General features: G+C 62.9%; 20 protein-coding genes. 7 read left to right on the top strand and 13 right to left on the bottom strand.

The window, feature by feature from the left end:
- Nucleotides 1-4: 4 nt before the first annotated feature.
- The gene (locus HCR84_RS14690; protein WP_166979810.1) at nt 5-1,345 is read right to left on the bottom strand and encodes an ABC transporter substrate-binding protein; all 1,341 of its coding nucleotides are present in this window, start codon (nt 1,343-1,345) and stop codon (nt 5-7) included.
- A gap of 160 nt (nt 1,346-1,505) precedes the next feature.
- On the opposite strand from HCR84_RS14690, the gene HCR84_RS14685 reads away from it, so the two are divergent.
- Complete coding sequence (locus HCR84_RS14685) at nt 1,506-2,126, top strand: TetR/AcrR family transcriptional regulator (RefSeq protein WP_166979812.1); 621 nt, start codon at nt 1,506-1,508, stop codon at nt 2,124-2,126.
- 63 nt (nt 2,127-2,189) lie between these two features.
- Nucleotides 2,190-3,530: a mechanosensitive ion channel family protein gene (locus HCR84_RS14680; protein ID WP_166979814.1), complete on the top strand. Its 1,341-nt coding sequence runs from the start codon at nt 2,190-2,192 to the stop codon at nt 3,528-3,530.
- A gap of 68 nt (nt 3,531-3,598) precedes the next feature.
- On the opposite strand, the gene HCR84_RS14675 is transcribed toward HCR84_RS14680, so the two are convergent.
- Nucleotides 3,599-5,023 carry a GntP family permease gene (locus HCR84_RS14675; RefSeq protein ID WP_166979816.1) on the bottom strand — a complete coding sequence of 475 codons (1,425 nt, stop codon included), beginning with the start codon at nt 5,021-5,023 and terminating at the stop codon, nt 3,599-3,601.
- A gap of 276 nt (nt 5,024-5,299) precedes the next feature.
- Between HCR84_RS14675 and HCR84_RS14670 the strand changes: the two genes are divergently transcribed.
- Nucleotides 5,300-6,235, top strand: a complete 936-nt coding sequence (locus HCR84_RS14670; protein ID WP_166979818.1) for a sugar phosphate isomerase/epimerase family protein — start codon at nt 5,300-5,302, stop codon at nt 6,233-6,235.
- Nucleotides 6,236-6,256: 21 nt separating this feature from the next.
- Nucleotides 6,257-7,219, top strand: a complete 963-nt coding sequence (locus tag HCR84_RS14665) for a 3-hydroxyacyl-CoA dehydrogenase family protein (protein ID WP_166979820.1) — start codon at nt 6,257-6,259, stop codon at nt 7,217-7,219.
- Between the two features lie 24 nt (nt 7,220-7,243).
- Here HCR84_RS14665 and HCR84_RS14660 read toward each other — a convergent pair whose 3' ends face one another.
- The 4 genes from HCR84_RS14660 to HCR84_RS14645 are packed head-to-tail and all read right to left on the bottom strand — an operon-like array spanning nt 7,244 to nt 11,021.
- Complete coding sequence (locus tag HCR84_RS14660) at nt 7,244-7,969, bottom strand: GntR family transcriptional regulator (protein WP_244972502.1); 726 nt, start codon at nt 7,967-7,969, stop codon at nt 7,244-7,246.
- A gap of 16 nt (nt 7,970-7,985) precedes the next feature.
- Nucleotides 7,986-8,780: a triose-phosphate isomerase family protein gene (locus HCR84_RS14655; protein WP_166979822.1), complete on the bottom strand. Its 795-nt coding sequence runs from the start codon at nt 8,778-8,780 to the stop codon at nt 7,986-7,988.
- Nucleotides 8,781-8,784: 4 nt separating this feature from the next.
- Entirely contained in the window at nt 8,785-9,246 is a 462-nt protein-coding gene (locus HCR84_RS14650; protein ID WP_166981827.1) for a ribose-5-phosphate isomerase, read from the bottom strand.
- A gap of 17 nt (nt 9,247-9,263) precedes the next feature.
- Nucleotides 9,264-11,021 carry a dihydroxyacetone kinase family protein gene (locus tag HCR84_RS14645; protein WP_166979825.1) on the bottom strand — a complete coding sequence of 586 codons (1,758 nt, stop codon included), beginning with the start codon at nt 11,019-11,021 and terminating at the stop codon, nt 9,264-9,266.
- 233 nt (nt 11,022-11,254) lie between these two features.
- Between HCR84_RS14645 and HCR84_RS14640 the strand changes: the two genes are divergently transcribed.
- Entirely contained in the window at nt 11,255-11,641 is a 387-nt protein-coding gene (locus HCR84_RS14640; protein WP_166979827.1) for a DUF7715 family protein, read from the top strand.
- A gap of 52 nt (nt 11,642-11,693) precedes the next feature.
- Nucleotides 11,694-12,071, top strand: coding sequence for a nuclear transport factor 2 family protein (locus tag HCR84_RS14635; RefSeq protein ID WP_244972501.1), 378 nt, complete (start codon nt 11,694-11,696; stop codon nt 12,069-12,071).
- Nucleotides 12,072-12,133: 62 nt separating this feature from the next.
- Here the strand turns inward: HCR84_RS14635 and HCR84_RS14630 are convergent, their stop codons facing one another.
- The 3 genes from HCR84_RS14630 to HCR84_RS14620 all read right to left on the bottom strand — a co-directional run bounded on the left by HCR84_RS14630 (nt 12,134) and on the right by HCR84_RS14620 (nt 15,042).
- On the bottom strand, nt 12,134-13,591 hold the full coding sequence (locus HCR84_RS14630; protein WP_166981833.1) for a DHA2 family efflux MFS transporter permease subunit: 1,458 nt from the start codon (nt 13,589-13,591) through the stop codon (nt 12,134-12,136).
- A 204-nt stretch (nt 13,592-13,795) separates the two neighbouring features.
- The gene (locus HCR84_RS14625) at nt 13,796-14,479 is read right to left on the bottom strand and encodes a DUF899 domain-containing protein (protein WP_166979829.1); all 684 of its coding nucleotides are present in this window, start codon (nt 14,477-14,479) and stop codon (nt 13,796-13,798) included.
- Nucleotides 14,476-15,042: a dihydrofolate reductase family protein gene (locus tag HCR84_RS14620; protein ID WP_166979831.1), complete on the bottom strand. Its 567-nt coding sequence runs from the start codon at nt 15,040-15,042 to the stop codon at nt 14,476-14,478. Before HCR84_RS14620 ends, HCR84_RS14625 begins: the two co-directional genes overlap by 4 nt.
- A gap of 88 nt (nt 15,043-15,130) precedes the next feature.
- On the opposite strand from HCR84_RS14620, the gene HCR84_RS14615 reads away from it, so the two are divergent.
- Nucleotides 15,131-15,751: a TetR-like C-terminal domain-containing protein gene (locus tag HCR84_RS14615; RefSeq protein ID WP_166979833.1), complete on the top strand. Its 621-nt coding sequence runs from the start codon at nt 15,131-15,133 to the stop codon at nt 15,749-15,751.
- Nucleotides 15,752-15,767: 16 nt separating this feature from the next.
- Here the strand turns inward: HCR84_RS14615 and HCR84_RS14610 are convergent, their stop codons facing one another.
- From HCR84_RS14610 to HCR84_RS14595, 4 genes are all read right to left on the bottom strand, one after another.
- Nucleotides 15,768-16,211, bottom strand: a complete 444-nt coding sequence (locus HCR84_RS14610; RefSeq protein WP_166979835.1) for a DUF2185 domain-containing protein — start codon at nt 16,209-16,211, stop codon at nt 15,768-15,770.
- A 72-nt stretch (nt 16,212-16,283) separates the two neighbouring features.
- Nucleotides 16,284-18,008 (bottom strand): ubiquinone-dependent pyruvate dehydrogenase, encoded by a 1,725-nt coding sequence (gene poxB, locus HCR84_RS14605; protein ID WP_166979837.1) that lies wholly within the window; start codon nt 18,006-18,008, stop codon nt 16,284-16,286.
- Nucleotides 18,009-18,066: 58 nt separating this feature from the next.
- On the bottom strand, nt 18,067-21,327 hold the full coding sequence (locus HCR84_RS14600; protein WP_166979839.1) for a DEAD/DEAH box helicase: 3,261 nt from the start codon (nt 21,325-21,327) through the stop codon (nt 18,067-18,069).
- A 38-nt stretch (nt 21,328-21,365) separates the two neighbouring features.
- Complete coding sequence (locus HCR84_RS14595) at nt 21,366-22,829, bottom strand: SulP family inorganic anion transporter (RefSeq protein WP_166979841.1); 1,464 nt, start codon at nt 22,827-22,829, stop codon at nt 21,366-21,368.
- Between the last annotated feature and the right edge of the window lie 22 nt (nt 22,830-22,851).

The raw sequence follows: 22,851 nt of genomic DNA, 5'->3' as shown, positions 1-22,851 counted from the left end.
GTGCTCATGCCTGCCCCTTTCGGATGCTGAGGCCCTTATGCCTGAACGCGTCGATGATCTCCTTCTCGGCGTACGCGACGGCGTCGACGAGTGTGCCTCCCGACGCCTTGCGGCGAAAGCCATCAGAGAGGATGTTGAATGACTGCTGCGTCACAGGCCACCACGACCAGTCGGGGTTCTGCTGCTGTGTTGCCGGAACGAATACGTCTTCGTTGTAGTTCTGCCCGCTGAAGAACTCCGACGGCTCCTGGCGCGAGGCTCCGATGTAGTCGGCCGAAGGTGACCAGCCGATGCCGCAGTGCTTGATGAGGGCATCGATCGCTTCGTGGTCCGTGCACATCCACACAGCGAACTCGAGTGCTTCCTGCGGATGAGCGCTGTTCGCGAGAACCGCTGCCGTCGACCCGCCGAGGTAGCTTGAGCCAAAGCCGCTGTCGCCCCACGTGGGCATGGGCGAGACCTTCCACTTGCCATCGCCGCCCGCGACGCTCTCAACCAGGGCGTCGCCCCAGCTTGCGCTTGTCACCGCTGCGAGCTTTCCGTCTGCGGCGGCGGCATACCACGCCGGTGAGTACGGGGTGTAGCCCGTGGTGACGAGGTCATTGTCGATAGCCTTGTCGAAGAATCGCGCGACGTTCAGCGTCGCCTCGTCTGTCATGTTGATGACCCAGCCGTCCTCTTCCGGTGTCAGCCAGCGCGCACCCGCCTGTGTTGCGTACGCGCAGAATGGGCTGGCGTCAGAGATGGGGAAGCACTCGAGGTAGATGTCCTGTCCGCGCAGTTCTTTCGCGAGCTCCGCCCATTCGTCCCAGGTGCCCGGCGGTGTTCCGCCCACCGTGTCGTAGAGCGCTGGCTGGTAGAACGTGGCCATGGGGCCGGAGTCCTGAGGGACCCCGTAGACGCCTCCCGTGAAGCTCACCTGATCCCACAGCGTCTTATCGAATTTCGCCGCGTGCTTGTCAGCGCCGTAGCGAGAGAGGTCGACGAGCCCGTTTACGAGCATGAACTCGGGGATCGTGCGCATCTCCACCTGCGCGAGATCGGGGCCGCCGCCCGCAGCGAGAGCCGAGTACATCTTCTGGTATCCACCGTCGTTGCCGCCGGGAATCCAGACAGCCTCAACCTGAACGTTAGGATTCTTCGCGTTCCAGATGTCCGCGACCTTCTGCAGGTTCTTGAGCCAGGCCCAGTAGGTGAGGGTGATCTTTTCCCCCGTCGCTGCCGGTGCAATCACAGGCTGCGCGTTCACCGAGGTTGTCCCCGGTGTTGCGCAGCCGGCCAGCATCCCGACCGCGACCGAGCCGAGCCCAAAGCTCAGCAACTGCCGTCGTGTGACTGGTGTCATACGATCTCCACTTCGTTGTGTTAGTGCGTGTTCAGAAGAGAACTGAGTCGTCGTCACTCGGTAGTTAACTGTCGAATTCGGCGACGTCAGGAAACATAACACAAATTCGAGTGAGTACTCGAAATTCGCCCAAAACTGTTTGCCGCGGTAATCTTCCGGCATGAGCAACGTGGACACTCCGAAGCGTCGCGGCCCCTATGCGAAGTCGGCCGAGCGCCGGCGAAGCATCGTCGACGCTGCATTCGAGGTGTTCGCGTCGCAGGGGTACCGTGGCGGTTCGCTGCAAGACGTCGCTAACCGCGTCGGCCTCAGCCAGACGAGCTTGCTGCACTACTTTCCGTCGAAGGCCGATCTGCTTGTTGCCGTGCTGAACAAGCGCGACGCCGAGGCCGACACGGGGCCGATCGGCCAGGGCGAGCACGACTTCGAGACGACGCTTGTCGATCAGGCGAAATACAACGAGAGCGTGCCAGGCCTCATCGAGCTGTACTCGGTGCTCTGCGGCGAAGCGGTGACGACTGATTACCCGGGCCGCGAGTACTTCGTCTCTCGTTTCGGCCGCCTCCGAAGCGAGTATTCGGCAGAGCTCATTCAGCTTCGAGAACGTGGGCGTCTGCGCCCTGGCGTTGACCCGGAGCGCGCCGCCGCATCGATCGTGGCGCTGTGGGACGGCATCCAGCTTCAATGGCTTCTCGAGCCACGAGTCGATATGGCTGCGTGCCTCAAGGACTACCTCGACAGCATCATCCTTCCCCTGGCAGAAATCACCGAGCCGAGCTGAGGCGACAAGCGAAAACACGGGGATCTGTGGCATCGTGGGCACTCGAGGAAAGGAGTCCGACGCATGGATCCTCTGCAGTCCTGGCTGACCTTCGGCATTGCCTTCGTGGTGACGGCCGTCGTCGTCACGGCGATTCTGATCATTGTTGCGCTCGTCCTGACGCAGCTGCAAAAGCGCAAACCGTTCATCGTCCACCTGCGTGCACGGTGCGCGGTGCCGTTCCGCACGCTCATCGCGGTGGCGGCGCTCTGGGGAGTCGTCGCGGCGACGTTCCCTTTGACCGGGTGGATTCCGGGGCTTGTGCATCTGTTTTCGATTGTGATGATCGGACTCGTGGCGTGGCTGCTCGTGAGTGCCGTCTACGTTCTTGCCGATGTTTCGGGTGCCAAGTACGCCGGCGCTGAAGACACGATCGCCGCGCGCCGCATGCGCACGCAGATGACGATGGTGCGGCGCCTGCTCATCGTGATCGTCGTCGTGATCGCTCTCGGTGCGATTCTCATGACGTTCCCCGGCATTCGAACGATCGGCGCGAGCGTTCTCGCCTCCGCCGGTATTGCCAGCATCGTCGCCGGTCTCGCCGCGCAGACCGTGCTGGGCAATCTCATTGCGGGCGTGCAGCTGGCGTTCTCCGACGCCGCTCGCGTTGGTGATGTCGTCGTTGTCGAAGGGGAGTGGGGGCGCATCGGCGAAATCACTCTCGCGTATGTTGTCGTCGACATCTGGGATGAACGGCGGCTAATCGTTCCGTGCACCTACTTCACATCGCAGCCCTTCACCAACTGGACGCGCAACGCAAGCGAGATTCTCGGCACCATCCCGTTCGAGATCGACTGGCGCGTCAATATCGCGGCAATGCGCGTGAAGCTCCACGAGGTGCTCGAGAACACTGAGCTGTGGGACGGCCGCAGCGGCTCCCTGCAGATCATCGATGCAACCGGCGGCTTCGTCACGGCGCGCTCAACGGTGTCGGCCGCGGACTCAGGCAAGCTGTGGGATCTGCAGTGCCTCGTTCGCGAAGAGATGATCGCGTGGCTGCAGAAGACGGGCAATTTCTCGCTGCCCGTGACGCGCGTGCAGATGATTGACGGCGAGGCGATGGATCGCAAAATGGCGCGCTCCGGGCCGAAGGCTGCAGAAGCTGATGCCGAACGCGACAACGCTGGAATGTTCTCGGGCTCGCCCGAGGCCGAGGCTCGCGGAAGCATGTTCACCGGCGCTATTGCTGTGCAAGAGCGCGAGCAGGAAGCTCGTGACGAAGATCTCGCGCCACCGGCCGACCAACCGGCTGACCAGCCTGTAGACCCGTCCCTGAATGAGCGCCCGACTCCGGGATGGCAGCAGGTTCCGCCGCCGCGGCCGCCGCTGCCGCCCCAGGATGCGCAGCAGCGACCGCCTCAGTAGGGCGAACGAATGCGGGAGGGCGTCGCGACCGGACACGGTCGCGACGCCCTCCCGCGTCTGGTTCCGCGTCAGATGCCCACAGCGGTGACGAGCGCATACAGGGCCCACGAAATGGCGAAGGCAAGCAGCCCGACGGCCGTCGAGATGACGGTCCACGTCTTGAGCGCGTTCTTCGTCGACAGCTCGAGGAAGCGGCTGACAAGCCAGAACCCCGAGTCGTTCACGTGCGAGAACGAGATGCCGCCCGCACCGAGGGCGACGACGATCAGCGCCAGCTGAAGCGGGCTCTGCCCGCCCGTCGCGATGACGGCCGGAGCGAGGAGCCCCGCGGCGGTCGTTGTCGCTACGGTTGCCGAGCCCTGCGCGATGCGCATCGCGACGGCGATTACGAACCCCGCGACGATAAGTGGAAGCCCAATAGCGTTGAGGATGTCGGCGAGAGCATCGCCGATGCCTGTCGAGGTCAGCACACCGCCGAACATTCCACCTGCACCCGTGATCAGAATGATCGAGCATACGGGAGCAAGTGCATCGTCGACGATCGTTTCGATCGCGCCGCCGATCTTGCCTCGTGCGGGAACCACGATGAGAACGATCATCGCGATGAGAGATGTGATGAGCAAGGCAATGGGAGTTGCTCCGATCGTGGTGAGCACGGGGAACCACCACTCGTCTCCGCTCAGGTTTCCGTTCGTCTGCAGTGCGGCGGCTCCTGTGTTCAGCGTGATGAGAATGAGCGGAAGAAGGAGCATCGTCAAAATAGTGCCAAACTTCGGCAGAGTGACGCCTTCCTTCGCGAAATCACGAGGGCTTCCGAGAAGATTCGGAACCGGGTAGTCAGGGTATCGGCGAGCGATGACCAAAGCGAGGCGATGCCCGGCGAGATACCAGACGGGGATGGCGATGAGCACTGCGGTGATGACAACGAGGCCGACGTCGACGCCCAAGATTCCCGATGCTGCAGTCGGGCCGGGGTGGGGAGGAACGAGCGCGTGCATCGTCAAGAACGCGCCGGTCGAAGGCAGGGCGTAGAGCAGTAGGCCGCCCTTCAGCCGACGCGCCACTTGATAGATGATCGGAAGCATCACGATGAATCCCGCATCGAGGAAGATCGGGAATGCAAACAGGAATGACGCGAGAGACAGAGCGAAGGGTGCTCTCCGATCACCGAAGCGTCGAATGAGACTCTCGGCGAGCACCTGTGCGCCGCCGGAGATCTCAATAATGCGGCCAAGCACCGCACCGAATCCGATGAGCAGTGCCACGCCCCCGAGAGTGGATCCGAAGGGGCCGGTTACTGTTTCAAGCAGGTCGCCTGCCGTCACGCCCGCGGCAAGAGCCGTCAGGATGCTGACGATGACGAGTGAATAGAAAGCGTGCAGCCGTACTTTGATGATGAGGAAGAGAAGTAGGGCAATGGCGATGACCGCGATTGCGAGAAGCACGGGCACGGGGCGCGTGGTCTCGACAGCGGCGTCGAGCGCTAAATGCATGGGGTAGGGTCCTTGCGGTTATCCGCCCTGATGAGTCTGGGCGACACGGAAAGATGGAAGCGATACTCGCGAGCACCGCGCACAGAGAACTGCGGTGTCTCGCGAATCGACGGGCATGTGCATCTCCTTTGTTGCAGACGAGGCCAGTGAATATCGTAGAGCCTATAGGATCCAGGATTGCCAGAAAAGAGGGGAAGGAGAATTGGCGGAAATAATCCTATAGGATATAGCTTGCAGTACATTTGTATCGAACATTCGCGAGCGCAACGGAGCACGATGTCACACAAGGCCCCATTCACCGCCGAGACCTGGCCGATTGCCACGTGTCTCCATGGCTTCCCCCCGGTCGACAGCGATGGCGTCGCCATGCACGACGCGGATCCGCGCGTGTGGGATGACATGTTCTCCCAGATCGAGAATGTCGGCTTCAACCTGGCAGAGCTCGCCGACAGCCACCTTCGGCCAGCCGACCTCGAAGCCACTCGTCGCGATGAGTTTCTCGCGATCGCTGCGTCGCACGGCGTGGGAATTCCCTCCGTGCACCTCCAGCGACAGAGCGTGATCATGCCCGGTCGTGAGGAGCGAAATCTCGCATACGCGCACCGCACAATCGACGCTGCCGCTGAGTGGGGCATGGAGGTCTTCTCGACGGGACTGCACCAGCCGTTTAGCGACGCGCAGAAGCGCGCTCTCTGGTTTTGGACGGCGGACGGCCCGAAAGATCCAGACGACGACGAGGTGTGGAACGCCGCGGTTTCCCGCTTACGCGAACTGGGCAGGCATGCCGCCGACGTTGGCCTTCGCATGTCACTTGAACTGTACGAAGACACATACCTGGGAACGGGCGAAAGTGCAGTACGACTCGTCGAAGAGATCGGCCTCGACAACGTCGGCCTCAACCCCGATGTCGCCAACCTGATCAGGCTGCATCGTCCGGTCGAAGACTGGCGCGAGCTGTTCGCGAAGACGCTCCCGTACGCAAACTACATGCACGTCAAGAATTACACGCGAGACGAGGCAGGCGACGGCAGCTGGTCGACGTCTGTTCCCTCGACGATGGAGGCCGGGCTGATCAACTATCGCCAGGTATTCCGCGATGCCATCGGGCTCGGATTCGACGGCATCATACTCATGGAGCAGTACGGGGGAGACAGCCTCGGAGTCTGTGCCACTAATCAGACGTACGTTCGCACGCTGCTGCCTCGCGCATAGCACGGTAAGGAGACACACATCATGAGCACACGTACCATCGCCGTTGTCGGCTCCGGATACATGGGCGGCGGAATCGCCCAGGTTCTGGCGCTCTCAGGAACCCGCGTTCGCATCGCCGACATCTCTGAAGAGATCGCGACGAAGAACTACAGCAGGCTCATCGACGAAGCAAAGCAGTTCGTCGCTGATGACCTGTTTCCCTCCGACGCCGTTGAGCGGATCGAGGCGAATCTCGAGGTTGCCGCATCAATCGAGGATGCTGTCGCCGATGCCGACTTCATCGAAGAGGCTGTTCCCGAGAAGATCGAGATCAAGCACGACACTCTGCGTCGAATCAGTGCGGCGGCCCGTGCCGATGCCGTCATCGGATCGAACACCTCGACGATCCTCATCGGCTCTCTCGCCGAAGCGGTGACGAACCCGGAGCGCTTCCTTGGCGTGCACTTCTCGAATCCGGCGCCATTCATTCCGGGTGTCGAGTTGATTCCGCACGAAGGCACGAACGAACGTGCGATCGCGACGGCCGAGCAAATCGTCGCGGCAACGGGCAAGGAGGCGGCGCGTGTCAAGGACTCGACAGGCTTCGTGCTCAATCGCCTGCAGTACGCCCTGTTTCACGAGGCAACACAGATTGTCGAGGAGGGCATTGCGGCCCCGGAAGACATTGACACGATCGTGCGCACGACGTTCGGCTTCCGGCTGCCCGTCTTCGGTCCATTTGCCATCGCCGATATGGCCGGATTGGATGTCTACTCGTTCTGCTACGCCTCGCTGCAGACGCGGTGGCCCGAGCGGTTTGCCACTCCGGAGTCGCTGAAAAAGCTCGTTGACGCGGGGAAATTCGGCACCAAGTCGGGAGCGGGCTACCTCGATGTGCCGGCAGAGCGCGCCGCCGAGCTCGTCGCCTACCGCAACAAGGCATATGTGGCGATCAAGAAGCTGATGGACGAGCTGGGCCCGGCGCCCATTCAGCCTGAAAACTGACGCACGGCCTGTCGGTTCCTCTGGCTATTGCGCGGCTTTCCTCTGCGCGTCCGCGCGCGAGCGCTCGCGCACCCTGTCGATGTGATCACGCATCGCCAGTGACGCGGCTTCCGGCCCAGACGAGATCGCGTCGAGAACCATGCGGTGTTCGGCGACCGCTTCTGAGGCATCGCTCACCCCTGTCGTCACCGTCTGGCGCATGCGGTGCACGCGTGTTGAGATCGCCTCAGACATGTCGAGGAGGAACGGGTTGCGCGTGTGTTCGAAGATGAGGTGGTGGAAGTTCCAATCCACGGCGAAGTAGTCGCGAATAAGATCGACGGTCATATCGCCGCTCTCTGCCGAGCTCTGCACTCGCTCCATCATCTCGACGTGTTGGGTGAGGGCGGCTTCGAGTACAGGGACAAGCGTCGCTGAATCGCGAGCGGCGAGTGCTGTCGCTCCGCTTTCGAGAACCAAACGGGCATCAAAGAGGGCCTCGAGCTGGTCGTCTGCGATGGGAGGCGCCACCCGGTAGCCTTTGTGCGCTTCGCGAGTGACGAGCCCCGTGCGCTCCAGCTGAACGAGCGCCTCGCGCACGGGCGTCGGCGAAACGTTGAGATCGCGCGCAATCGCATCGATGGAGAGTCGCGTGCCCGGTTCGATCGACGAGCTCATGAGCATGTCGAGAACGAGATCGTACACGCGGTCGCGCAGGCCCCGCCTCTCGAGTGACGATGAGACGCCGTGCGAGAACATTGTGTCGGCCAAGGCTTCCTCCAGAGAGTCAGGATGGTGCGGACTCGGCTACGCGAGTCGAGTGCGTGCGCACCTCGTCGAGAATTGTCCCGATGGCGGCGGGGTCGTGCGAGAAGCGACCGAGGAACAGCCCATCGACATCGTCGCCGACGTGGCTGAGAAGGCCAGGCCCCGCACTTCCACCATAGATGACGGTGGAGTGTGGAAAATCGCTGAGCCCGCGCACGTAGTCGCGCAGGCTCGCACACACCGGCCTGATGTAGCCGGGAGACGCCGGCTGCGGAGCCCCGATCGCCCAGAAGGGCTCATACGCGACGATGACGGGGCCGCTGTTCTGCGCGCGGCGAGCGTCAGCCAGCGCGTCGTCGAGCTGGCTGATGCATTCGGCCGCGGCATCCGTCGGGCTCTTCTTGTCGGCCTCGCCGATGCAGAGCACCGGAGTGAGGCCATTGCGCAGTGCCGCGTCGGTTTTGCGACGCACAACCTCGGGGGTCTCACCGAAGAGCCGCCGCCGCTCGGCGTGGCCAACCTCGACGACGCGGCAGCCGAACTCGGCGAGCTGCGCTCCGGAGACTTCGCCCGTGTATGCGCCGACATCCTCGGCAGCGAGGTCTTGGGCGCCGACCGCCGCGAGATCTCCAAGAATCTCGCGAGCCGCCGGAATCGACAGGTAGGAGGGAATGACGAACAGCTCGGCCTCCCCCTCGAGGATCGCGGGATGCGTGCGCGCGAGCTGCGCAACGGCGCGGCACCATTCGACGGTCCTGGCGTGGCTGAAGTACATCTTCAGGCTGACGCCGATGAGGGTGGGGAGAGCCGTCATTTCCCTATTCTCCTTCGTATGCGCAGATCTCCTGTACTTTCTCGTTTGATGCGCTCGTCGTGTCGAACTCGTAGGTCAGCCATTCGCGCACATTTCGGCGAGCCAGCTCAAGGCCGACAACGCGCTGACCCATGCAGAGCACCTGAGCGTCGTTCGAAAGCACACTGCGCTCCACTGAGTAGCCGTCGTGCGCGGTCACCGCGCGAATGCCCTTCACCTTGTTCGCCGCGATCGCCACACCGAGACCCGTGCCGCAGATCAGCACGGCGCGATCCGCCTCGCCACGCGCAACCATCTCGGCTGCCGTCGTCGCGATCGTCGGATAATTTGTGTGCCCCGATGCATCGACACCCACATCCGTCACCGTCTCGACGAGCTCGCTCGCCTCAAGGTCCTTCTTGATCGTCTCTTTGTAGTCGAATCCGGCATCATCCGAACCCACCACAACACGCCATGTTCTTGACATCATCACTCCATTCGTCGTCATACGTCTTCGGTTTCAGAAAATCTCTCGTTACCGCGAAGGATGCCGCCGACGGTATCGGCGATCATCGCAAGTGAAATGGCGCCGGGGTCGGTGACGCCGAGGGCCTTCTCGCCGTGCGCCCGAGCACGGCCCATGCCCGGCATCAGGTCTGCGGTCTTCGCCGCGGCCTCCTGTGCCACGAGCGTTGCCGCAGCCCACGCGTCAGCGAGAGCCTCGCCTGAGGACACCCGCTCGGCGAGCGTGTCGGCAAAGGGCACGAGCGCATCGACCATTGTCTTGTCGCCTACCGCTGCCTTGCCGTACGACATCACGGCGTCCTTCGCCGCGGTGATTCCCGCGCTCACGGCTTCGGCTGATACCGGTTCTGCGTCGTCGAATTTGTCGCCGATCGTGCGAAGGATCACTCCCCACAGCGCGCCAGATGTTCCGCCGGCGCGGTCGGACCACGCGTCGGCCGCGCGGGAGAGGAGAGTCTGCGCTCCGGCCCCCTTCTCGACAACGGCCGCCGCCTCGGTTGCAGCCGCGCGCGATCCGCGCTGCATGCCAATGCCGTGATCACCGTCCCCGGCGATCGAGTCAATGTGGCCAAGCTCGTCGGCGTTCTCATCGATTGTCACGCGCGCGGCATCGAGAGCGGCGGCAATGCGCGCTGCGGCTCGGCGTGAGTCGGCGCTGGCCTTGGGAATAGCGACGTCTGCCTCGTCATCGTCGCTGCGATCGACGATCTCGAGAGCCGACGTGTCGAACGAGCCGCTGCGAAACGCGGGCGTATCCGTTGGTGCGTTCCAGAGCGTCTCGAGCTCGTCGTCGACCCAGAATAGGGTGAGTGAGACGCCGGCCATATCGAAGCTCGTGCAGAATTCTCCGACCTGTGGGTCGACGAGTGTGATCCCGCGTTCCTCAAGCAGGTCGGCAATGCGGGTGAACACAACGAAAAGCTCTTCGCTCTTGACCGAGCCGAGACCATTCAGAACGGGAACGACGCGTGCGCCGTCGACGGTGACGCCCTCCGGAATCTCGGCGGCGTCAAGCAGGCGCGTGGCAAACAGCTCGGCCAGCCCGTCTGCTGTTGGAATATCTGTCTCGTCGATGCCCGGCTCGCCGTGGATGCCGAGGCCGATGGCCATGCGGCCCTCGGGAACGGTGAACAGCGGTTCGTCAGCGCCCGGCAGCGTGCAGCCGGTGAAGGCGACGCCCATTGAGCGGGTGCGCGCGTTGGCGAGCATGGCAACGCGCTCGACGTCGTCGATGGAGTACCCGGATGCTGCGGCGGCCCCCGCGGCCTTGAACACGGTGAGATCGCCGGCGATCCCTCGACGCTTCTCCCTCTCGTTCGGCTTCGCGCTGAAGATGTCGTCGGTCACCGTGACGGTGCGGCAGTCGATGCCGTCTTTCCGCACGGTCTCCTGCGCTTCGGTAAAGTGCAGAACGTCACCGGCGTAGTTGCCGTAGCTGAGCAGAACCCCTTTGCCCTGTTCGCTCGCGCGGACGACCGATTCCACCTGATGCGCAGAGGGAGAGGCGAAGAGGTTTCCCATCGCCGCGCCATGGGCAAGGCCCGGGCCGACGAGCCCGGCAAACGCAGGGTAGTGGCCGGAGCCGCCTCCGATCACCACGGCGACCTCGGCGCCCGCAGACTGCGTCGAGCGCGAGACTCCGCCGTGGACTTTGCGCACCCAGCGCCCGTTCGCGCGAACGAAGCCATCCACCATCTCATCGGCGAAGTCCGCCGGTTCATTCCAGAGCCGAGTCATTCTGATTTCTCCTCGTCGTTGAGCACGCCGATCATTAAATCCGTTCCTATAGGATATTGGATTCGATCGCGATCTGCATCCTCGCTTCAGTGTCTCTCACGACGCCGTGGTTCGACAGTGGTAACGGTGGCTGTGTGTCAGTGCTGGCTGTGTGTCAGTGCTGGCTGTGTGTCAGTGGTGGCCCCTACCGTCGATGGCGTGCCGGATCTTCCAACCGCAATCGGGAGAAGATCATGAAAGTACTCATCGCAACCACCGAGCTGCAGGGCGAGAAGCCCGACGATTTCATGCGCGCCGTTCCGGGCGAACTCGTCGTCGATGTGGGGTCGTGCCAAGACGTCACGGCAACCGACGACTGGAGCTTTGCCTGTGCCCGCAGCTTCGTTGGGGTCTCGTCTGGCTCCATGACGACGACAGCGAAGGTCGTCGACAATGTCGCCGTTGATGCGCGCTCCTACATGGGCGCAGTGAAGCAGGGGCTCAGTGACCGGTACTGTCCGGAGTGCGCAAACGAGATCGCCAGTACCTCTCGTGCCATCGCAATGCACTGGAGCGAAGGCACAGTTCTGGAGCGCAATCGAAGCACGATTCAGGCACGAGAGCATAGCCAGATACAGTGACGGCGACCGCCGACCCCTACCGCTCTCGCTATGACGTTGTTAGCGTGATCGCATGATGGATCATGGTCACGAAGACAACATCCTTGCTCTTGAACACCGAGGGTGGCAGTCCCTCTGCGACGGGACGGGCGACGCGTTCTACGGCAGCATCATGACCGACGATGGCGTCATGGTACTCGCTGGAGGATTCGCGCTTGACCGCGCCGGCGTTGTGGCGTCCTTGGCTGACGCACCGCGGTGGGACCGGTTCGCGATCACAGACGAGCGTGTCATTGCCGTCAGCGATGAGGTGCGAACGCTCGTGTATACGGGAACCGCTTCGCGTGGATCGGAACCAGAGTTCCGCGCGTTTATGTGCAGCACGTATGTGCGTCTCAACGGCGAATGGAGGCTCGCGCTGTATCAGCAGACTCGCAGTGAGTCTGACTGACAGCGCGAGCCTCCATTGACTCGTGGTGTGTCGAGGCTGTGGACCTCAGGGGGCCGTGCCGATCACCCGGCGGTGACACCGACGGGCTCGGTTGGGGACTTCTCGTCAGAGTGCTCATCGTCTGCGATGTCATCGGCAGGCTTCTTCACGAGGAAGGCCCCGACGATGGCGAACGAGAAGATGACTGCTCCAGCAAGGAACGCTGCTCGAACTCCGCTCGCAACGCTCGCATCATCGGCAACGCCCTCGGCCATGAGGCCGGTTGACACGCTGGCCATCACCGTGATGAAGAGAGCGGTTCCGGCGGCGCCGGCAACCTGCTGCGCTGTGCCGACGATCGCGCTCGCGTGGGAATAGAGATGCGGGCGCACCGAGCCAAGGCTTGATGTGAACAGCGGCGTGAACAGCAGTGAGAGGCCGAGGCTCAGCACAAGGTGCGCACCGAGAACGAAGAACGGTGACGTCGTCTCCGACACGGTCATAGCCAGCGTCCAGAGCGCGGCCGCCACAATGATCGTCCCGGGAACAAGCAGGGGCTTCGTCCCTACCCGGTCGTACATGCGGCCGACGAACGGTCCCATCACGCCCATGAGCAACCCACCGGGCAGAACGAGCAGCCCGATGAAGAGCGGCTCGAGGTGCAGCGCCTGCTGAAGGTAGATCGGCAAGAGGATGATCGTGCCGAACAGGCCCATCATGGCAACGACCATCATCACGACAGACGTCGAGAAGTTTTTCGAGGCGAACGTGCGTGTGTCGAGAAGTGCGTCGTCCTTCTTCTCAAGACGCTTCTGCATGAACACGAAGACCACGAGGGCGATGACGCCGACGGCGATCGTCACCCACACGCTGACGGGCGTTCCCTGCGGGTTGTCTCCGTCGCCGCTGCCGATATTGCTCAGCCCGTAGACCAACGACCCGAACCCGATAGCGGACACGATGATCGACGGAACGCTGATGGGGAGCTTACGCGGTTCATTCACGTTGGTGATGAACTTGGTGCCGATCACGAGCATTGCGACAGCGATCGGCAGAACGATGATGAACATCCAGCGCCAGCCGAGCGAATCGAGAATGATGCCCGAAACTGTCGGGCCGATCGCCGGAGCCACGGAGATGACGATCGACACATTGCCCATTGTCTTTCCGCGGGAGGCCGGCGGAACAAGGGTCATGATCGTGGTCATGAGCAGCGGCATCATGATCGCGGTGCCTGAGGCCTGCACGACGCGTGCGCCGAGCAGCATCCAGAATCCCGGTGCGATTGCCGCGAGCGCGGTGCCGAGCGAGAAAAGCGTCATCGCGGCGATAAAGACCTGCCGCGTTGTGAAGCGCTGCAGCAGAAAGCCAGTGATCGGAATCACAACGGCCATGGTGAGCATGAATGCTGTCGTGAGCCACTGGGCGAGCCGTGCCGAAATGCTGAGATCGCGCATCAGATCGGTCAGCGCGACGCTCATGATCGTCTCGTTGAGAATCACAACGAAGGCAGCGCCGAGCAGCAGCCAGATCACTTTCATATGTGCTGGGTGCGTCGAGGTTCCGGACTCTGGCGCAGAGACAGAGGTGCGGTCAGTCAAGAGTGTTCCGTTCGTTGTGTGCGGGCGCGGCAAAAGCGCAGAAACTCAGGGGAATCGTGCGACGGTGTTTCGCGTCGATGAGAGAGCCAACCGCGCGCTGAGCCGAACTATTCCACCATCGAACTGCAAATTTGGCAAGAGTCTTCAGGAATCATCGCCATATAACGCTGCAATCTCTGGTGAATCGAGCCATCCACTGTACGCAGGTGAGACGGGCCAGCCGTCAGGCGAGTCCTGCCACTCCTCTCGACGACCCCAGGGCAGAAGGTCGACGAGAGGAAACGTATGGCTGACCTGCTCGGTACCTCGACCGCTGCTGTGCCACGTTCGGTACACGGTGTCGCCTATGCGGAGAAGGACATTGAGGGCGAAGCCGCCTCCGGCCGGAGCATCAACATCGGCGCCGAAGCTGCTGTTGGCTGAGGAGTACCACGTCATCTGATTGCCGACGCGGTGCTTGTAGGCGAGCGCCTCGTCGATCGGTCCCTGAGTGACGACGACGAATCGTGCGTCGTAGTTTCGAAGGAAGTCCAGACGAGTGAACTGAGAGGTAAATGATGTGCAGCCACCGCACTGCCAGGTCTCGCCAGGGAACCACATGTGGTGGTAGGTGATGAGCTGCGACCTGCCCTCGAAGACGTCGGCCAGACGAATCGGCCCTGTCTCGCCATCAAGCGTGTATTCGGGAAGCTCGACCATGGGGAGTCGACGGCGTTCGGCGGCTATCGCATCGAGTTCTCGTGTCGCAGCCTTTTCTCGTACCCTCAGCTGGTCAAGTTCTTGCCGCCACGACGCGGCATCGACAGTGCGCGGAAATGCAGTACTCATCGCTGATCCTCCTGATCGTGGCGGTATGCGGTGAAGACGACTCCATCGGTGAACGATTGTGACTCGATGAGCCGAAGCTTCGGCATCCGGACGCCAGTGGGGAAGAGTCGGCGGCCACGCCCCTGCGCGACCGGATACGTGAAGAGGCGGTACTCGTCGACGAGCCCGGCGCTGATCAGCGCGTGCGTCAGCTGGATGCTGCCGGTGCACACGATGTTCTTGCCCGGCTGTTGTTTGAGGGAGCGAACCTGCTCAATCGGGTCTGCACTCAGAACCGTCGAGTTCTGCCACGCAGGGTCGACGATTGTCGTCGAGACCACGTACTTCTGCACGGTATTCAGATACTCGGAAACTCCCAGCGTGTCGTCGGGGTGCTTAGGCCAGAACCCACGGAAGTCCTCGAACGTCTGCCGGCCGAGCAGGCATGCGTCAGCATCCTGGTCCTGACGAGCCTTGAGGGCTTGGTACGCGGGGTCCGGTTCAGCCGTGGGATCGAACCAGTCATCGAGCATCTCAATCGATCCGTCGAGCGTGATGTTTTGCGTGATGGCGAGTGTGCGCATGACAGCCTCCTGCGTGCGTCGCACGATGTGGACGATGTGAACACTAGAATGTAAACACCGTACACATGACGCGGGGGAGGAATCAAGAGTGTCGACGAGGGATTCGTACCATCACGGAAATCTGCGAGCGGAACTGATCGAGGCCGCGCTCGCCGCAGCGCGCACCGACGGGGCGCAGGCCATCGGGCTGCGGAGCATCACGAAGCAGATCGGGGTGTCTCCGAACGCGGCGTACCGACACTTTGCGGATCGCCAGGCGCTGATTGTCGCCGTCGCCGAAGAGATTCAGGCCAGAATGGCCGAGACGATGCGCTCGCGGGTTCTGGCCTCTGACGACGATTCGGCGGCAACGCGTGCACGCTCGCGCCTGCGTGCGGTGGGGCTCGGGTACATCGCCTTTGCTCGTGCGGAGCCGGGATGGTTTTCCCTCGCGTTCTTCGGCGCGCGGGAGGCGCCCGAGCCGCCGTTGAGCGTGCCGGGCGACCGCACGCCACCGCCGTTCGCATTGCTGATCGAAGCGCTTGATGCTCTTGTCGACGCGGGCGAGCTTGCCGCGGAGCGCCGCGATGGTGCGGAATGGGCATGTTGGAGCGCTGTCCACGGTTTCGCGGAACTGGTCATCTACGGCCCGCTCTCGACGCACGATGACGAGCTCGTCTCAGCGCTGGCTGAACGAGTCGTCGACGACATCATCGTGGGAATTCGCTGAGCGCGGCGGGCGCGGATCACATGCGGTCGTCTTCTTTGAGATCGTCGAGGATGTCGACAGCATCCACGTCAAATTCTTCCCAGTCTTCGTCACCGAGGTCGTTGCTGTCGTCGTTCTCATCTGCGCCGTCGTCATCGACATCGGCGAAATCGTCAGAGCCGTCAATGCGAACGAGGTGAGTTCCCGACTCAGCATCGAGGTACTCAATGATCGCGTTGTCGAGGTTAGCGATATCGTTCACCTCGAACACGCCGATATGGCGTTCGTCGTCGAGATATTCCTGCGACTCGTCGCCCGAGAGAAAGCGCCACCCGCTGTCTCCATCACCGTCTGGGTCTTCACGGTACATGTACCCGACAGGGCGCCCAGACTCGGTTACCTGGTCGGACACCACCGCCGTTCCGTAGCCCGGGGCGAGATCGACGAAGTCACTCTGGGCCAGAACGTATCTCTTGGACATAGTCATCCTCCGCTGGGATCAACAATGACGCAGGAGGCGACGCCGCACAAGACCTCGTGACCGAGCTGAGATCTAGAGAACCTGCCGCGCATTCGTGCGAGCCAGGTCGATCAGTTCGTCACCACGGCCCGACATCACCGTTCGAATGGCATACAGCGCGAAGCCGCCCACCTGCTCGGCAGTGATCGCTGGAGGCATCGAGAGCTCCTGGCGTTCGGTGACCACGTCGACGAGGGCAGGACCATCGTGCTCGAACGCCTGCTTTATCGAGTCGCGCAGATCGCTCGACCGTTCGACGCGGAACCCCTTGATGCCGAGTGCTGTCGCGACATCAGCAAAGTTCGGATTGTCGAGACCTGTTCCGAAGGTGACGATGCCTGCCGCCTTCATCTCGAGCTCCACGAAGTTGAGCGACGAGTTATTGAAGACGACGAGCTTCACCGGCAGTTTGCTCTGCGTCAGCGTGATGAGGTCGCCCATCAGCATCGCGAGGCCGCCATCGCCCGAGAACGTCACAACCTGGCGATCGGGGAAAGCCGACTGAGCGCCGATCGCCTGGGGGAGCGCGTTCGCCATGGAGCCATGCGTGAACGACCCGATGAGCCGGCGCTTGCCGTTCATCGTGAGATACCGTGACGCCCACACGACGGGTGAACCGACGTCGGGCATGAACACTGCATCGTCGTCTGCGAGTTCGTCGATGAGGCGCGCGACATACTGCGGATGCAGAGGCTGTGCTCCACGTCGCGGTGTGGCGAGCTCGTCCATCTTTTTGCGAGTCTTCGCATAGTGCTTGCGCATCGCGTCGAGGTGACGGCTGTTCTTTGCCGCCCGGAGTCGGGGAAGCAGCGCCTCGATCGTCTCGCGCACGCCGCCGCGCAGTCCGACGTCGATGGGAGTGCGGCGCCCCAGGTTCTCCCCGCGAATATCGACCTGGACGACCGTTGCGTTGTCGGGGAAAAACTGCTGATACGGAAAGTCCGTTCCGAGCATGACGAGGGTGTCGCAGGTCTCCATCGCGCGGTACCCGGAGGCGAAGCCAAGCAGCCCCGTCATGCCGACGTCGTAGGGATTGTCGTGCTCGACGAACTCTTTGCCGCGCATCGCGTGCACGATCGGTGCTTTCAGCGTTTCGGCGAACCGCATGAGCTCGGCGTGGGCGCCCTCGCACCCGGCGCCGGCAAGGATCGTCACTTTGCCTGCCCCGTTGAGCGCTTCTGCGGCGCGGTCGAGCGATGCACCGTCGGGAACGATGGCTGAGGTCGTGCCGAAGATCGGCGCGATGAGCTCGCTCGCTGCCTCGGCAAGCCCCACGTCGCCGGGAAGCACGATCACGGCGACGCCGCGCTTCTCGAGGGCAGCTCGCATTGCCATGTGCAGCACACGCGGCATCTGGTCGACGCTCGAGACGTGCTCGGCATACACGCTGCATTCGCGAAAGAGTTCAACGGGGTGAGTCTCCTGAAAGTACCCGCTGCCGATCTCCTCAGTGGGAATCTGAGCGGCGATGGCCAGCACGGGAACCCGGGAACGCTGCGCATCGAAAAGTCCGTTGATCAGGTGCAGGTTTCCCGGCCCGCAGCTTCCGGCGCATACGGCGAGCTCGCCGGTGAGCGCGGCCTCGGCGGATGCGGCGAAGGCTGCCGATTCCTCGTGGCGCACCTGCACCCAGTCGATCTCGGGGCGCGTGCGCAGAGCATCCGTGAAGCCGTTCAGAGAATCGCCGGGAATTCCATAGATTCTTTTCACTCCGCTTGCCTTGAGTGTCTCGACGATGTTCTCGGCGACTGTGGCCATGGAAACCTCCCCTAATCCCTGCTGCGAGTCTTTCAGATGCCAGCGGGGTATACCAGGGTCACGCGTCGTCGAGCAGCATCCGGATGTCGTCTGCGCTGAGCGCACTGCTGAATGCTGCGTCGTCATCGACGACGGCATCAAACAGTGCGGCCTTCTTGCGCTGCAGCGCCATCACCTTCTCTTCGATGGTTCCCTCGGCGACGAGCCGATACACAATTACGTTCTTCGTCTGCCCGATGCGGTGCGTGCGGTCGATCGCCTGCGCCTCACTTGCGGGGTTCCACCAGGGATCGAGCATGAATACGTAGTCGGCCTCGGTGAGTGTCAGCCCGAAACCGCCCGCCTTGAGGCTGATCAGAAAAACAGGATTTTCTCCGGTGCGGAACTCGTCGATCACAGTCTTGCGACGCCGCGTCGAGCCGTCGAGATACGAATACCGGATGCCGCGAGCATCGAGCTGTTCGGCGACGGTGCCGAGAAACGACGTGAACTGGCTGAACACAAGAGTGCGGTGCCCCTCGGAGACAAGGGCGTCGATGTGTTCGAACAGCACGTCGAGCTTGCTCGCGGTGATGCCCGCGTACTCGGTATCGACGAGCGAGGGATCAAGCGCCAGCATGCGCAGCAGCGTGAGGGAGCGAAAGACGATGAATCTGTTGCGATCCATATCGTCGATGAGCCCGAGGAGCTTCTTGCGTTCACGCTGCAGCACGGTGTCGTACAGGCTGCGGTGGTCGGAGGCGAGCTCGACAGAGATGGTCTGCTCTTGCTTGTCTGGGAGCTCGGGAGCGACGAGTTCCTTCGTGCGGCGCATCATGAACGGGCGAATGCGCTTGCGCAGGCGCGCGAGACGCTCGGGGGCTTCGCCGCTCTCGACGGGTTTGACGTACTCTTCGCCGAAACGGCGCCGCGAAGGGAAGAGCCCCGGAGCGGTGATCGAGCACAGTGCCCAGAGGTCGAGAAGCGAATTTTCGAGCGGCGTGCCGGTGATGGCGAGGCGGAACGGAGCCTGAATGTCTTTTGCCGCCCCGTGCGATTTGGAATCGGGGTTCTTGACGAACTGAGCCTCATCGAGAATGAGCCCCGCCCAGGGCATCTCTGTGACATGCACGGCGTCGATGCGCATGACCGCGTACGACATGATCACGACGTCGGCGCCCGCGACGGCCTGGGCGAGCGGGGTTTTGCGCTTACCCTGCGTCGCCTCGATGATGCGAACGTCGAGGTGCGGGGCGAAGCGCTGCGCCTCGGAATGCCATGTGGAGATGACGGAGGTCGGCGCGATCACGAGAAACGGCGGCTCCCCGGCATCCGTTCCCTTTTCTTCACGCGCGTGCGTGATGAGCGCCAATGCCTGCAGCGTTTTGCCAAGGCCCATGTCATCGGCGAGGATGCCCCCGAGGCCGTGCTGCCAGAGGAACGCGAGCCACTGAAACCCGTGCACCTGGTAGGGGCGAAGCTCCGCATTCAGTGCCTCGGGCACGGCGGTCTCGGTGACTGTTCCGCCGGCGAGGGCTGCAACAGAATTTCGCCACGATACCGCCTCATGCGTCTCGTCTGCGAGGTCTTCGAACTCAGACCAGAGACTCGCCTGGTAGCGGCTGAGCTTCGGATGGTCTGGCTCCCACTCGTCGAGGGAGTCAGCCTCGTCGAGTAGTTCGCGCAACCTGTCGAACGCGGGGTGGGCGAGCGAGAAGTATGTGCGATCGACGAGCTTCAGCTTCTTCTTGCCGCGGGCCAGCGCGTTGAAGAGATCGATGAACGGAATCGTGCGGCCCTCGATCGTGATCACGAAGCCGAGGTCGAACCAGTCGTTCTGATCGGTTTCAACAGTCGTGATGGAGACGTGGGGCGACTCCGTGAGCTCGCGGTACTCCGGTCGCGTGCCCGAGACATCGACGCGAACGCCCTCAAGCGACTCAAGCACCGGAAGAACGTGTTCCGTGAATTCGGCAGTCTCGACGTCGCGAAGCGCTTGCGACGCCGCCCACGTCACGTCGGGCCAGGCGCGTTCCACGCCAGCTTTTGTCGCGGCTTCGGTGTCGGCATCGCGGCGCTCTCCCGGGCTCTGAGCGAGCTGAAGGGTGCGCTGCGGGTCGTGATATTCCCAGTGCCAAGCGAGTGTCAGGGCATCCCGAGCGCCGTAGGTTGCCGAGAGCACGAGTTCTGGCGGCGCCACCTCGGGCAGGTCGACAGAGGCGTCGCTGCTTGTCACCGGAATTCCGGCACTGACGCGGGGGTAGTAGTCGCTGAAGAACTCGGGAACGTCGGCGGTCGGAATGGCGACAGCATCCGTTCGGCTCAACATCGCGAGAGCTTCGGATGTGAGGGGAGTGCGTGAAGGGGCAAGGGTCACATGGATGCCGCTGTCGTCGCGAACCGCTGTCGTAAAGACGCCGCTCGTGCCGATCGCGAAGACGTTCTGCGCGCGGAATGCATCGCCGTCGACAGTGACGCGAGGCGCAAGAATAAGCCCATCGTCTGCGGAGCTCACGTCGAGACTCACTGAGGCGCTTGAACCGAGAGACACCGTGAGCCCGCGCGTGAACCCGGCAAACGTGATTCCGACACGCTCGGCGTCGGCGAGCAGCGTCCAGAGCAAAGGGCTGCGAAATTCATCGAGGGGCACAGTCTCTGTGTCGCCGAACAGCGCAAGGTTGCGGGTTGCGTCGTAGAGACCGAGAAACTGCGTGAACCACAGCAGCTGCTCCGAATCGAGGCCGAGACGGTGCTGCTGGTGCGCGAGTGTGCGCCACGAGAGGTTTCCTTTGACCCATCGGCCGCGTTTGCCTTGCAGAAGCGGGCGAACCCGCATTTTGAGAGCAACGCCGTCGTTAACGTCTTCTGCCGTTGCCGGTGTCTGCGGCGCATGTCGGCGCGTCGATACGGCACGCCGCCTCAGCTCGAAACCGAGCGCGAGCGGTGTCGAGGGTACAGGGTCTGTCGACGCTCTCGGCGGGGTGCCGAAAGCTGATTTCCACGCGGGCTCGTTCGGCTTCTGCGCTGAGCGTCGCAGCTGTTCCCCAGCGCAGACCAGAAGCGTTGCAGCGATGTGCTTGCACCGGAGGCCGACAGGGCACGTGCACGATGCGCGCTCGACCGTATAGATCTGCCCAGACGGCACGAGCGCGATTGTGCAACGGTATGGCTGCCGTTCGGTTCCGGCAACGCTCGATGTGAGAATTCGTGAGTCAGCGGTCCAGACCATGTCGGTCACGGCTCCGCCTGCGGCATACGACCGCGCGCGTTGAAGCATCGCGTCGGAGACGAAGCGCGCGGCAGAATCCGGTGCGATGTGGGGGAGCGCGTCGAAGGGCACGACTCACATGCTCTCACGGAGCGCCGACACGACAACGCTCACTTGAGGGTGCCGGAGAGACGGTTGTGGAACCGCGTTGACCTCTCGTCGAGGCCTGTGAAAGAGACCTCGACGCCGTGCTCGTCATACTTCGCCTGCACGGAATCCAGGGCAGACACCGTTGAGGCATCCCAGATCTGCGCTGCCGTGAGGTCGACGATCACCGTTCCGGAGTCCTCTGCATACGAGAACTGCTCAACGAGGTCGTTGCTGCTGCCGAAGAAGAGCGGCCCGACGACCGCGTAGGTGATGGAGCCCGAAGTGACGGTGCGCGTGACGCTGACGACGTGCGCCACGCGGCGTGCAAAGAGCATGATCGCGAGAATCACTCCTGCGCCGACGCCGATCGCGAGGTTGCTCGTCGCAACGACGACCGCGACGGTCACAACCATCACGCACGTTTCAGACAGCGGCATGCGCTTCAGCGTCGAGGGGCGGATGCTGTGCAGATTCACCGTCGACACGGCGACGACCATCATCACCGCGGCGAGTGCAACCATGGGAATCTGCTCCATGACGCCGCTCAGCACAGTGACGAGCAGCAGAAGAAACGCCCCTGCGACGAATGTCGAGATGCGGGTGCGAGCACGCCCCAGCTTCACGTTCACAACGGTCTGCCCGATCATGGCGCAGCCCGCGATGCCGCCCCAGAGCCCTGCGAGCATGTTGGCGACGCCGAGTGCCCACGATTCACGGCCCTTGTGCGACGCGGTGTCGGTGATGTCGTCGACGAGCTTCGCGGTAAGCAGCGTCTCCATGAGGCCGACGAACGCGACGCTGAGCGCGGTCGGCCAGATGATCTGCAGCGTCTCGAGGTTCAGCGGAACGAGAAGCGGAGTAATGCCGGGCAGGCCGCCCGATACCTCGCCCTGGTCGCCAACCGTCGGAACACCGAGATTCGCGATCATGGCGATGGCGGTGACCACGACAATCGCGACGAGAGGAGCGGGAACAACCTTCGTCAGCCGGGGAAGCCCGATGACGATCAGGATCGTCAGGGCGAAAAGCGGGTAGACGAGCCAGGGCACGTGCAGCAGATGCGGAACCTGGGCGGCGAAGATGAGGATGCCGAGGGCGTTCACGAATCCGATCATCACCGAACGCGGAATGAACCGCATCAGGCGCGCGAGCCCCGAGAGCCCGAACACGATCTGCACGAACCCGGCGAGAATCACCGTTGGCAGCAGATACTCGGTGCCATGCTCGCGGACGAGCGGCGCCACGACGAGGGCGACGGCACCGGCCGCGGCTGTGACCATGGCTGTACGGCCGCCGAGAAACGACATCGAGACGGCGAGCACGACCGACGCGATCAGGCTCACCTTCGGGTCGACGCCGGCGATGATCGAGAACGAGATCACTTCGGGAATGAGAGCCAGCGTTGTGACGATGCCGGCCAGCACTTCTGTGGTGAGTACGCGCGGGCGTCGTAATGCCTGAAGGGTGGAAGGAGAAGATGTCACCGCTCAACACTAGGCGACGTCC

Origin of the sequence: Paramicrobacterium fandaimingii (genome assembly GCF_011751745.2) — a bacterium.
Lineage (GTDB): Bacteria > Actinomycetota > Actinomycetes > Actinomycetales > Microbacteriaceae > Paramicrobacterium > Paramicrobacterium fandaimingii.
Note: the sequence above shows the minus strand (reverse complement) of the source record. Positions and strands in the feature narration are given on the sequence as shown.

What these genes read in the sequence shown, in the direction of transcription:
- HCR84_RS14680 (WP_166979814.1), top strand. Translation starts at nt 2,190, where the DNA reads ATGGATCCTCTGCAGTCCTGGCTGACCTTCGGCATTGCCTTCGTGGTG.
- HCR84_RS14610 (WP_166979835.1), bottom strand. Translation starts at nt 16,211, where the DNA reads ATGTCCAAGAGATACGTTCTGGCCCAGAGTGACTTCGTCGATCTCGCC.
- HCR84_RS14635 (WP_244972501.1), top strand. Translation starts at nt 11,694, where the DNA reads ATGATGGATCATGGTCACGAAGACAACATCCTTGCTCTTGAACACCGA.
- HCR84_RS14630 (WP_166981833.1), bottom strand. Translation starts at nt 13,591, where the DNA reads ATGAAAGTGATCTGGCTGCTGCTCGGCGCTGCCTTCGTTGTGATTCTC.
- HCR84_RS14625 (WP_166979829.1), bottom strand. Translation starts at nt 14,479, where the DNA reads ATGAGTACTGCATTTCCGCGCACTGTCGATGCCGCGTCGTGGCGGCAA.
- HCR84_RS14620 (WP_166979831.1), bottom strand. Translation starts at nt 15,042, where the DNA reads ATGCGCACACTCGCCATCACGCAAAACATCACGCTCGACGGATCGATT.
- HCR84_RS14640 (WP_166979827.1), top strand. Translation starts at nt 11,255, where the DNA reads ATGAAAGTACTCATCGCAACCACCGAGCTGCAGGGCGAGAAGCCCGAC.
- HCR84_RS14655 (WP_166979822.1), bottom strand. Translation starts at nt 8,780, where the DNA reads ATGACGGCTCTCCCCACCCTCATCGGCGTCAGCCTGAAGATGTACTTC.
- HCR84_RS14685 (WP_166979812.1), top strand. Translation starts at nt 1,506, where the DNA reads ATGAGCAACGTGGACACTCCGAAGCGTCGCGGCCCCTATGCGAAGTCG.
- poxB (WP_166979837.1), bottom strand. Translation starts at nt 18,008, where the DNA reads ATGGCCACAGTCGCCGAGAACATCGTCGAGACACTCAAGGCAAGCGGA.
- HCR84_RS14645 (WP_166979825.1), bottom strand. Translation starts at nt 11,021, where the DNA reads ATGACTCGGCTCTGGAATGAACCGGCGGACTTCGCCGATGAGATGGTG.
- HCR84_RS14670 (WP_166979818.1), top strand. Translation starts at nt 5,300, where the DNA reads ATGTCACACAAGGCCCCATTCACCGCCGAGACCTGGCCGATTGCCACG.
- HCR84_RS14665 (WP_166979820.1), top strand. Translation starts at nt 6,257, where the DNA reads ATGAGCACACGTACCATCGCCGTTGTCGGCTCCGGATACATGGGCGGC.
- HCR84_RS14690 (WP_166979810.1), bottom strand. Translation starts at nt 1,345, where the DNA reads ATGACACCAGTCACACGACGGCAGTTGCTGAGCTTTGGGCTCGGCTCG.
- HCR84_RS14675 (WP_166979816.1), bottom strand. Translation starts at nt 5,023, where the DNA reads ATGCATTTAGCGCTCGACGCCGCTGTCGAGACCACGCGCCCCGTGCCC.
- HCR84_RS14650 (WP_166981827.1), bottom strand. Translation starts at nt 9,246, where the DNA reads ATGTCAAGAACATGGCGTGTTGTGGTGGGTTCGGATGATGCCGGATTC.